Consider the following 10,478-nt stretch of genomic DNA (forward strand, 5'->3'; position numbering starts at 1 on the left):
CGACGGCGAGCAGGTCGTCGCGCGACACTCGGCCGCCGGGGCCGGACGGGACAACGACGGTCAGGTCCACCCCGAGGTCGCGCGCCAGCTTGCGCACCGGCGGCTTGGCCAGCGGCCGGACGGGCTCGGCCGCGTCGGGTGGCTCCGGCCGGGCCACTACCGGTCTGGCCGCCGCCGGGCGGGCCACTGTCGGCCGGGTCGCTGCCGGGCGGGCCGCCGCCGGGCGGGCCACTGCTGGGCGGGTCACCGACGGGCGGGTCGAGCGCCCGTGGCGGCGCGACCGTGAGCCGCCCGGGCCGTAGCCGACGAGCACGGGCTGCCGGACCTCGGCGTCGGCCGATTCGGTGTCGGCGGGTCCGGTGTCGGCGGGTCCGGTGTCGGCGGGTCCAGTGTCGGTCGGTTCGGCGTCAGCGGGTCCGGTGTCCGGCGGTTCGGCGCCCGCCGGCTCGACGTCCACCGTGACCAGTACCGTGCCGACGTTCACCGTGGCGCCCTCGGGCACGTGGATCTCGTGTACCACGCCGGTGAAGGGAATCGGCAGGTCCACGGCCGCCTTGGCGGTCTCGGCCGTACAGACCACCTGGCCGTCGGTGACCGCGTCGCCGGGGCGCACCAACCAGCTGAGGATCTCACCGTCGGGGAGCCCCTCGCCGAGATCGGGCAGCGAAAATCGCCGGTACGTCGGCATCGGTCCCTCTCTTCGCGAACGTCAGTAGGTGAGCAGCTGGTCGACCGCGTCGAGCACCCGGTCGGCGTCGGGCAGGAAGTACTCCTCCAGCCGCGCTGGCGGATACGGCACGTGGTAGCCGCCGACCCGCAGTACCGGCGCCTCCAGCTCGTAGAAGCACCGTTCGGTGATGGCCGCCGCGATCTCGGCGCCCAGGCCAAGGAAGGTGGACGCCTCGTGGACGACGGCCAGCCGGCCGGTCCGGGACACGGACGCGCGGACCGTCTCGATGTCCAGCGGGGACAGTGAGCGCAGGTCGATCACTTCGAGCGCTCGACCCTCCCGCTCGGCGATCTCGGCCGCCTCCAGGCACACCCGCACGGTCGGTCCGTAGCCGACCAACGTGCCGTCCGTACCCCGGCGCACCGTGCGGGCCTGGTGCAGCGGTGGCGGCGCCGCGGCGGTGTCGACGTCGGCCCGCTCCCAGTAGCGCCGCTTCGGCTCGAAGAAGATGACGGGGTCGTCGCTGCGTACCGCCTGCTGGATCATCCAGTACGCGTCGGTGGGATTGCTGCACGCCACCACGCGCAGGCCCGGGGTGTGCGCGAAGTATGCCTCGGGCGACTCGCTGTGATGCTCCACCGCGCCGATCCCGCCGCCGAACGGCACCCGCACGACCATCGGCAGCGTCACGGCGCCCAGCGACCGCGCGCGCATCTTGGCCAGCTGGGTGATGATCTGGTTACAGGCCGGAAAGATGAAGCCATCGAACTGGATCTCCACGATCGGCCGGTAGCCGGACAGGCACAGGCCGATCGCGGTGCCGACGATCCCCGACTCGGCCAGCGGGGTGTCGATGACCCGTTCGTCGCCGAAGTCCTTGAGCAGGCCGTCGGTGACCCGGAACACGCCGCCGAGGCGGCCGACGTCCTCCCCCATGATCAGTACGTCCGGGTGCTCCAGCGCGGCACGCAGGCCCTCGTTGAGCGCCCGTACCAGCGTCATGGTCGTCATGCGTCCGCTCCGATCGCGGCCAGGGCGGCGGCCGCGTGCTCCTGGACAAGAGGGTGCGGTTCCGCGTACGCGTGGGCGAAGATCGCCTCCGGCGACGGGTCCGGCATGCCGCGTACGGCGACCCGAAGCCCGGCCGTCAGCTCATCGGCGTCGCGCCGCACCTCGGCGAAGAAGTCGTCGCCGGCGTACGCCTCCGCGACCAGCAGCCGGCGCAGGCGCTCGATCGGGTCGCGCCGCGCCCACAGCTCAACCTCCTCGGGCCGGCGGTAGCGCGACGGGTCGTCGGCCGTGGTGTGCGGGCCCATCCGGTAGGTGACGGCCTCGACGAGGGTCGGTCCCCCGCCGCCGCGGGCACGCTCCAGCGCGCTCGCGGTCACGGCCAGGCAGGCCAGCACGTCGTTACCGTCGACGCGGACCGACGGGAAGCCGTAGCCCGCCGCGCGCTGATAGATCGGCACCCGGGTCTGCCGCTCGTTCGGCTCGGAGATCGCCCACTGGTTGTTCTGGCAGAAGAACACCACCGGCGCGTCGAAGACCGCGGCGAAGTTGAAGGCCTCGTTCACGTCGCCCTGGCTGGCCGCGCCGTCCCCGAAGTACGCGAGAACCGCGCCCTCGGTACCGCGCTTGCGCAGGCCCATCGCGTACCCCGTGGCGTGCAGCACCTGCGAGCCGATCACGATCGTGTAGAGGTGGAACCCGTGGGTGGCGGGATCCCAACCGCCGTGGTTGACGCCGCGGAACAGCCCCATCAGGGTGGCCGGTTCCACGCCACGGCACAGCGCGACTCCGTGCTCCCGGTACGCAGGGAAGACGTGGTCGCCGGGGCGGGCCGCGCGGGCCGAACCGATCTGCGCCGCCTCCTGGCCGAGACTGGGAATCCACATGCCGAGCTCGCCCTGACGTTGCAGCAGCACAGCTTCGGCGTCGAGCCGCCGGGTGAGCACCATGTCGCGGTAGAGCGCGCGGCACTGCTCGGCGGTGACCCGAAGCGGGTAGTCGGGATGGTCGCGGCGCCGGCCGTCCGGCGCCAGCAATTGCACCCCGTCGCCGTACTCCGATTCGCCTATTGATTCGTCAGCGTCGATTTGCATGCCCACCGCGATCTCCTGTCGGTATGCGCGGAAGCCAAAGCCTTGGAGGCGGTGAACGCGGCGCCGATGAGTGGCCGCACCATTCGCTCGCCCACACCGAAACACTAGCCGCGCAACGCGTGTGGGCGTCAACCCCTGCTGAACTTAGGGGGAACGTGAAGATCGCTCTAGGGGATCGCTACGGGTGCCACCCGCGCCACCGGGTCATTCATTCTGGAGTCCCGCACCAGATGGAGGTGTAATGATCCAAGATTCCAACCACCGCCAGTACACCGGCCGCGAGATCATCCTCCGTGGCGGCCCGAAAGGCCTTCCCGAAGAGGCGCGCCGCCTCGTGGTGGACCACGCAGAGAGCAAGATCAAGCTGCATTTCGGAGCCGGGTACGAGCATTTCGAGCAGGTCGACGGAGCGGCCGAAACCGGACCCATTCCTTTCCAATGGACCATGCGGACGAAAATCGCGGAGTAACGTACCACCGGCAACACAGTCGAAAAATTCGTCGACGTTGCGGCACCTACTCCTTCGCCAAACTCCGACGCGACGCGGCAAGCTACATCGGGGGGTGCTGCGCCGGGAGTCACCGGCCATCCGGTCGGTGCGGTCGCGAGCAGCCCGCCACCCGAATGCGTTGCCCGGAACCGCTGGAGGCGGCAACGGACCCGCTGAACGCGGCAACGGCGCCGCGCCCCGCGGCAACATTCCACTCTGATCGAGCGCCGTCCACCCACGACGAAACTCCGGCCGGTCCAACCGGCCGGAGTTTCGTCGTCTCGGGCGCTCGACTTCGCTGTCTTTCGCGCTCGGTCTCGTTGGCTCCCGCGCTCGACCCCGTCGTCTCGCACGCTCGGTCTTGTTGGCTCGGGCGCTCGGCGGGCGGTCGCGCCGCCCGCCGAGGCACTTCCGGTGGGGCCCGGGACGGCTCAGCGGGCGGCCGCGGTGCTGGCGAGCCACTCGTGCAGAGCCTGGGCCCCGGCCGGGTCGTCCGGTCCGGCGCTCACCGTGACGCTGGGGACCTCGGTCGCCACGTCGCCGGAACCGCCGAACAGCCGCAGCTGCGCGGCCAGATCGAACAGCACCCGCTCGGTGGACCGGGGCGGCAACGCGGCGAGTTCCCGCTCCGGGTCGGCCGGGTCGACGCGTACGAAGCCGTCCACCTCGTGGCCGGCCGCGCACAGCCACGCGGTCAGCTCCTGAGCCGGCAGCCAGCCGGACCCGTGCGCCACGACGACCACCGGCCGGTCCTCGATGAACGGCCGCAACGACGCGGCCAGCAGTTCGGCGGCCACCGCGCGGCTGCCCGCCGGCGCGTCGCCGTCGCGCGGTTGCGGCGCGGCCAGCACGGTGCGCAGACCACCGAAGCGGGCGGCCACCTCATCGGCGAACTCGTCCGCGCCGTCGGGCGAGCCGACGCACACCAGGACCGGGCCGTCCGGGCTGTCGGCGAGCCGCCGCGCGCTGACTCGGCCGGGCTCGGGGGCCTCGGCGAGCACCGGCCGCAGCGCCTCGCTGGCCAGCAGGACGGCCCTGAACTCGTCGGTGCGCCCCTGCGCGCGGGCCTGGTCGAACAGCAGCGACAGGGTGCCCGGCGCGTCGTCCTCGGCCGGTGGCCGCAGGTGCTCCAGCAGGTGGTCGGCGACGTGGGCGGCGGTGGGGTGGTCCCAGATCAGCCCGGCCGGCAGCGGGACGCCGGTCAGTGTGGTCAGCCGGTTGCGCAGCTCCATCACGCCGAGCGAGGTGAAGCCCAGCTCGAGGAAGGGCGCGTCGGGCTCGACCGCGTCGGCCTGGGTGAACCCGAGCGTCGCGGCAGCGGCGAGGAGCACGTGCCGCAGCACCAGTTCGCGCCGCTCAGCCACGTCCAGCGTCGCGAGGTCACGCCGCAGCCGCTCCGCGGGGTCGTCGACCTCCGCCTCGACCGGGCCGGCCGGCCCAACGGCCGGGGACACCGGTACCGCCGCGCCCGGCGTCGCGTCCAGCCAGTACTTCTCCCGCTGGAAGGCGTAGGTGGGCAGGTCGACCCGCCGGGCGCCGAGGTCGGCGTAGAAGGCGGGCCAGTCGATGGGCGCACCGTGCACGTGCAGCGCCGCCAGGGCCGCGGTCGTTGCCGCCTCGTCGGGCCGGTCCCGGCGTAGCGCGGCGACGGCGCGAGTGTCGGCGCCGAGCGTCTCGCGGACCATCGCCGACAGCACCGCGTCCGGCCCGACCTCCAGGTACGTGGCCGCCCCGGCCTCGTCGAGGCTGCGTACAGCGTCGGCGAACCGCACAGTCGCGCGCACCTGGTTGACCCAGTAGCCCGGATCCCGCACGGCGTCCGGCTCGAACCGGCCGGTCACCGCGGACACCATCGGGATGCGCGGCGAGTGGAAGCTCAGGCCCGCGAGCGCGTCGCCGAAGTCGTCCAGCATCGACGCCATCCGCTCGGAGTGGAACGCGTGGCTGACGGTCAGGCGGCGGATGCGGGCCCCGGCGGCGGCGAGCGCTCCGGCGACCGCCTCGGTCGGGCCCTCATCGCCCGACAGGACGATCGAGGTGGGCCCGTTGACGGCGGCGACGGACACGCTGCCATCGTCGGGCATAGCGGCGCGGGCCTCGCTCTCCGATACCCCCACGGCGATCATCACGCCGCCGGGCGGCAGCGCGTCCATCAGCGTGGCCCTGGCCCCGACCAGCGCCGCCGCGTCCGGCAGGGTGAGCACTCCGGCGACGTGAGCGGCCGCGATCTCGCCGATCGAGTGGCCGGTGACGAAGTCCGGCGCCAGGCCCCAGCCGCGGAGCAGCGCGAAGAGCGCCACCTCGGTCGCGAACAGGGCCGGCTGGGTGTACCGGGTGCGGCCGAGCAGTTCCGGTTCGGAGGCGATGACGTCGCGCAGCGGGCGGTCCAGGTACCTGTCCAGTTCGCCGCAGGCGGCGTCGAAGGCGTCGGCGTAGGCCGGGTACCGCGCCGCCAGCGCCAGCCCCATGCCCGGCCGCTGCGCGCCCTGCCCGGTGAACAGCATGGCGAGCCGGCCCGACGAACTGCGGCCCGCCTCGACGTACGGGCTGGGCTCGCCCTCGGCGATGGCGCGGAGGCCGGCGAGCAGCGCGTCGCGGTCGGGCCCATGCACGACTGCCCGGTGCGGCCACGTCGTGCGGGAGACGGCCAGCGAGTAGCCGACGTCGACCGGGTCCAGGTCGGCACCGGCGACGTGGCCGGCGAGGGTCCGCGCCTGGTCGCGCAGCGCCATCGATGACTGCGCCGAGACGCCCCAGGCGTACGCCGGGGCTTCCGGTCGGCGCGGGGCGGGGGCGGGCTCGGGCTCCGCCGGGGCGGGCTGCTCGAGTACCACGTGGGCGTTGGTGCCGGAGATGCCGAAGGACGACACCGCCGCGCGCCGGGGCCGGTCGCCGCCCACCGTCCACTCCCGAGCCGCGCAGAGCAGCCGTACCTCACCCGACGCCCAGTCCACCTGGTCGCTCGGCGCGTCGACGTGCAACGTCCGGGGCAGGGTACCGGCGTGCATCGCCATCACCATCTTGATGACGCCGGCGACGCCGGCCGCGGCCTGGGTGTGCCCCAGGTTCGACTTGATCGATCCGAGCCAGAGCGGGCGGTCCGGATCGCGGTCCCGGCCGTAGGTGGCCAGCAGCGCCTGCACCTCGATGGGGTCGCCGAGCCGGGTACCGGTGCCGTGGCCCTCGACCGCGTCGACGTCGCCGGATGCCAGCCCCGCGGCGGACAGCGCGGCCTGGATCACCCGCTGCTGGGACGGCCCGTTCGGGGCGGTGAGCCCGTTGCTGGCACCGTCCTGGTTCACCGCCGAACCGCGAACCACGGCGAGTACGGGGTGGCCCTGTCGGCGGGCGTCCGAGAGGCGCTCCAGCAGCAGCACCCCGACGCCCTCACCCCAGCCGGTGCCGTCCGCCGCCGCGGCGAAGGACTTGCACCGCCCGTCCACGGCCATGCCGCGCTGGCGGCTGAACTCGATGAACAGCGCCGGGGTGGACAGCACGGTGGCGCCGCCGGCCAGGGCCAGGTCGCATTCGCCCTGACGCAGGGACTGCGCGGCGAGGTGCAGCGCGACCAGCGACGAGGAGCAGGCCGTGTCGACCGTGATGGCCGGGCCCTCCAGGCCGAGGGAGTAGGAGATGCGGCCGGAGGCGACGCTGCCGGAGCTGCCCGTGCCGAGGTAGCCCTCGACGCCCTCGGGCAGGCTGGACAGTCGCGCCGCGTAGTCGAAGTACATGAGTCCGGCGAAGACGCCGGTGCGGCTGCCGCGCAGCGACCGCGGGTCGATGCCGGCCCGCTCGACCGCCTCCCACGAGGTCTCCAGCAGCAGCCGCTGCTGCGGGTCCATGGCCAGCGCCTCGCGGGGCGAGATGCCGAAGAAGCCCGCGTCGAACTCGGTGGCGTCGTAGAGGAAGCAGCCCTGCCGGGCGTAGGAGGTGCCGCTGCGCTCCGGGTCGGGGTCGTAGAGGGCGTCCACGTCCCAGCCCCGGTCCACCGGCCACTCGCCGACCGCGTCGGTCTCCGCCGCGACGAGGCTCCACAGCGCCTCCGGTGAGCGAACCCCGCCCGGGTAGCGGCAGGCCATGCCGACGATGACGATCGGGTCGGTGTCGCTGCGCGCGGCCACGGAGCGCTCGGGGGCGTCCTCGGTGGGCGCGCCGAACAGGCCGCTCACGTAGGCGGCGAGCGCCTGCGGTGTCGGGAAGTCGAAGACGAGCGTGGCGGGCAGCCGTACGCCGACCACCGCGGCCAGCCGGTTGCGCAGTTCGACCGCCATGAGCGAGTCGAAGCCCAGCTCCTTGAAGGCGTGCTCGGGCTCTACCCGATCGACCGAGCCGTGGCCGAGGATGGCGGCGACCAGCTCGCGGATCAGCGTGAGCAGCCGGGTCTCGCGTTCCCGGCGGTCCAGGGTGGCCAGCTCGTTGACGGGAGCCGCGGCCGCAGCCTTGCGCAGCGGAACCCGCACGAGGTCCGTGAGCAGCGCCGGAACGGCGCCGGCGCGGCGCAGCGCCGGAAGGTCCAGGGTGACCGCGGCCACGACCGGCTCGCCGGCGACGAGCGCGGCGTCCAGCGCGGCCAGACCGTCCCCATTGGACAGTGGCGTCATGCCCGCCCGGCTCATCCTGACCCGGTCGGTCCCGGACAGGTGCCCGGTCATGGCACTCGCCTCGGACCACAGCCCCCAGGCGATCGAGTGGGCGGGCAGACCCTGGGCCATCCGCCGCGCGGCGAGCGTGTCGAGGTAGGAGTTGGCCGCCGCGTAGGCCGCCTGCCCGGCGGCGCCCATGAGCCCGGCGAACGAGCTGAACAGCACGAACGCGGTCAGCGGCCGATCGCGGGTCAGCTCATCGAGGAGCCTGGCGGCATCCACCTTCGGCCGCAGGACGGCGGCCAGCCGGTCGGGGGTCAGGTTCGTCACGACGCCGTCGTCGAGCACGCCGGCGGCGTGCACCACGGCGTCGATCGGGTACGCGTCGAGGACTGCCCGAAGCGCCTGGCGATCCGCGGTGTCGCAGGCCACCACCTCCACCCGCGCACCCACCTCGGCGAGCTCCGCCACCAAGTCCGCGGCACCCTCGGCCGCCAGCCCCGACCGGCTCACCAACAACAACTCCCGCACCCCGTGCACCCGCACCAGATGCCGAGCCACCAACGCACCCAAGAGCCCCGTACCACCTGTGATCAACACTCGACCCGACGCGGACCACGGCGCCGGCCCCTCCCCCGGCGCCTGCCGCACCAACCTGGGCGCCAGCACCGCACCGGCCCGGATGGCCAGCTCGGGCTCCCCGCTGGCCACCGCGGCAGGCAGGGCGTCGATCGACTCCGGACCGTCCACATCGGCCAGCACGAACCGGCCGGGATGCTCGCTCTGCGCACTGCGTACCAGGCCCCAGACGGCGCCTGCGACGGGATCCGGCGCCTCGTCCCCGGCACCGGTGGCGACCGCGTGGCGGGTCACCACGGCGAGCCGGCGATCGGTGGTTTTTGGGTCGGAGAGCCAGGCCTGCAGCGTGGCGAGGACGGATCGGACCGTTTCGTGCGCGTCGGTGCCGATCACCGGCAGCAGCGCGGTGTCGGCGCCCTCGTCCACGGTCACCGCCGCCAGGCCGAACGGATCGCCGGCGGCGTACAGCTCGCAACGGGCGGGCTGCGCCGTGGTGGGGGCCGGACGCCAGGCGACCCGGTAGAGGGTCGAGCCGCCGGCGGCCATGGACGGTGCGGGGCGCAGGGTCAGCTCCTCGACCGCCGCGACGGGGGTACCACTCGGGTCGGCGGCGGCCAGCGCCACCCGGCCGGGCCCCAGCGGGCGCAGCCGGACCCACAGCTCGGTCGCGCCGGTGGCGCTCAGCGACAGTCCGCTGAAGTTGAACGGCAGTTGCGGACCGGCACCGACCAGCTCCACCCCGGTGAGGCCGCAGGAGTGCAGGGCGGCGTCGAACAGGGCCGGGTGCAGGTGGTGGCCGCCCGGCTCGTCCGCGAGCACCACCTGGGCGACGACGTCCTCACCGTCGCGCCAGGCGGCCCGCACTCCCTGGAAGGCCGGCCCGTACTCGACTCCCCCGTCGGCCAATGCCTCGTAGAAGCCGGTCAGGTCGATCGGGGTGGCCCCCGGCGGTGGCTCGGCGGCGACCGCAGGCATGGTGGCGCCGGGAACGGACGAGACGACGGCGCTGGCGTGGTGGGTCCACTCGGCGTCCGGACGCGGCACGGGCTGGGAGTGGATGACGATGCGCCGGTCGCCTGCCTCATCGGCGTCGAGGACGGTCACCCGCAGCGCGATCGGTGCGTCGGCCACCGGCAGGGCGGCGTGCAGGGTCAGTTCGCGGACGTAGGGGCAGCCCGCGTCCTGCCCGGCGTGCAGCACCAGCTCGGCGAATCCGGTGCCGGGGAACAGGACAGTACCGGCGACCACGTGATCGGCCAGCCAGGGCACCGTGTTGGTGGACAGGACACTGGTGAACACGGTGCGGTCCGGCAGGGTCATCACCGCGCCGAGCAGCGGGTGCCCCGTGGCCGCCAGACCAAGCCCGGCCGGATCCCCGGTCGAGGCCGCCAACCGCGGCCAGAACCGCTCATGCTGGAACGGATACGTCGGCAGATCCACATGCGGGTACTGGCCAGGAAGCGCCACCGACCAGTCGACCGGCACACCCCACACATGCGCCTGCCCCACCGCGGTCAGCACCTGCCGCCAATCACCGTGATCCCGCCGCAGAGTCCCGGTCGCGTGGACACCATCCCGCTCACCGATCGCCACCGTCAACACCGGATGAGCCGAACACTCCACAAACACCCCGAACCCATCCGCCAACAACACCTCAACCGCCCGATCCAGCAACACCGGCTGCCGCAAGTTCCGGTACCAATACCCGGCATCCAACTCCTCACCACTAACCCAGCCACCGGTCACCGTCGAAAAGAACCGCACCGTCGCGGACTGCGGACGAATACCGTCCAACACCCTCACCAACTCGTCCTCCAGCACCTCCACCGCCGGGCCGTGCGAGGCGTAATCCACCGGCAACACCCGAGCCCGCGCCACCCCCTCACACCGCTGCCGGAACTCCTCGAGTCCTTCCACCGGCCCCGAGACCACCGTGGCCGACGGGCCATTCACCGCCGCCACACTCACCCCCGCCGGCAGCAACGGCTCCACCACACCCAACCCCGCCGCCACCGACACCATCCCACCCGAACCCGCCAACCCCAACAACAACC

At 73.3% G+C, this 10,478-nt stretch carries 5 protein-coding genes; 1 reads left to right on the forward strand and 4 read right to left on the reverse strand.

What is annotated here, in order from left to right:
- From ABEA87_RS41925 to pdhA, 3 genes are all read right to left on the reverse strand, one after another.
- A partial coding sequence (locus ABEA87_RS41925; protein ID WP_345639373.1) for a biotin/lipoyl-containing protein occupies positions 1–688 on the reverse strand: 688 nt, incomplete at its 3' end.
- A 21-nt stretch (positions 689–709) separates the two neighbouring features.
- Positions 710–1,681, reverse strand: a complete 972-nt coding sequence (locus ABEA87_RS41930; RefSeq protein ID WP_345639374.1) for an alpha-ketoacid dehydrogenase subunit beta — start codon at positions 1,679–1,681, stop codon at positions 710–712.
- Positions 1,678–2,772 (reverse strand): pyruvate dehydrogenase (acetyl-transferring) E1 component subunit alpha, encoded by a 1,095-nt coding sequence (gene pdhA / locus ABEA87_RS41935; RefSeq protein ID WP_345639375.1) that lies wholly within the window; start codon positions 2,770–2,772, stop codon positions 1,678–1,680. The genes ABEA87_RS41930 and pdhA overlap by 4 nt, the downstream gene beginning before the upstream one ends.
- 241 nt (positions 2,773–3,013) lie before the next feature.
- On the opposite strand from pdhA, the gene ABEA87_RS41940 reads away from it, so the two are divergent.
- Positions 3,014–3,241, forward strand: coding sequence for a DUF5988 family protein (locus ABEA87_RS41940; protein ID WP_345639376.1), 228 nt, complete (start codon positions 3,014–3,016; stop codon positions 3,239–3,241).
- 452 nt (positions 3,242–3,693) lie between these two features.
- Here ABEA87_RS41940 and ABEA87_RS41945 read toward each other — a convergent pair whose 3' ends face one another.
- Entirely contained in the window at positions 3,694–10,476 is a 6,783-nt protein-coding gene (locus ABEA87_RS41945) for an SDR family NAD(P)-dependent oxidoreductase (RefSeq protein ID WP_345639377.1), read from the reverse strand.
- Positions 10,477–10,478 lie beyond the last annotated feature (2 nt).

This window comes from Rugosimonospora acidiphila, assembly GCF_039543385.1.
In the GTDB taxonomy this organism is placed as follows: Bacteria; Actinomycetota; Actinomycetes; order Mycobacteriales; family Micromonosporaceae; genus Rugosimonospora; species Rugosimonospora acidiphila.

Bases quoted from the DNA above. Each gene is read 5' to 3' on its own strand.
- ABEA87_RS41930 (WP_345639374.1), bottom strand. From the start codon at position 1,681: ATGACGACCATGACGCTGGTACGGGCGCTCAACGAGGGCCTGCGTGCC.
- pdhA (WP_345639375.1), bottom strand. From the start codon at position 2,772: ATGCAAATCGACGCTGACGAATCAATAGGCGAATCGGAGTACGGCGAC.
- ABEA87_RS41940 (WP_345639376.1), top strand. From the start codon at position 3,014: ATGATCCAAGATTCCAACCACCGCCAGTACACCGGCCGCGAGATCATC.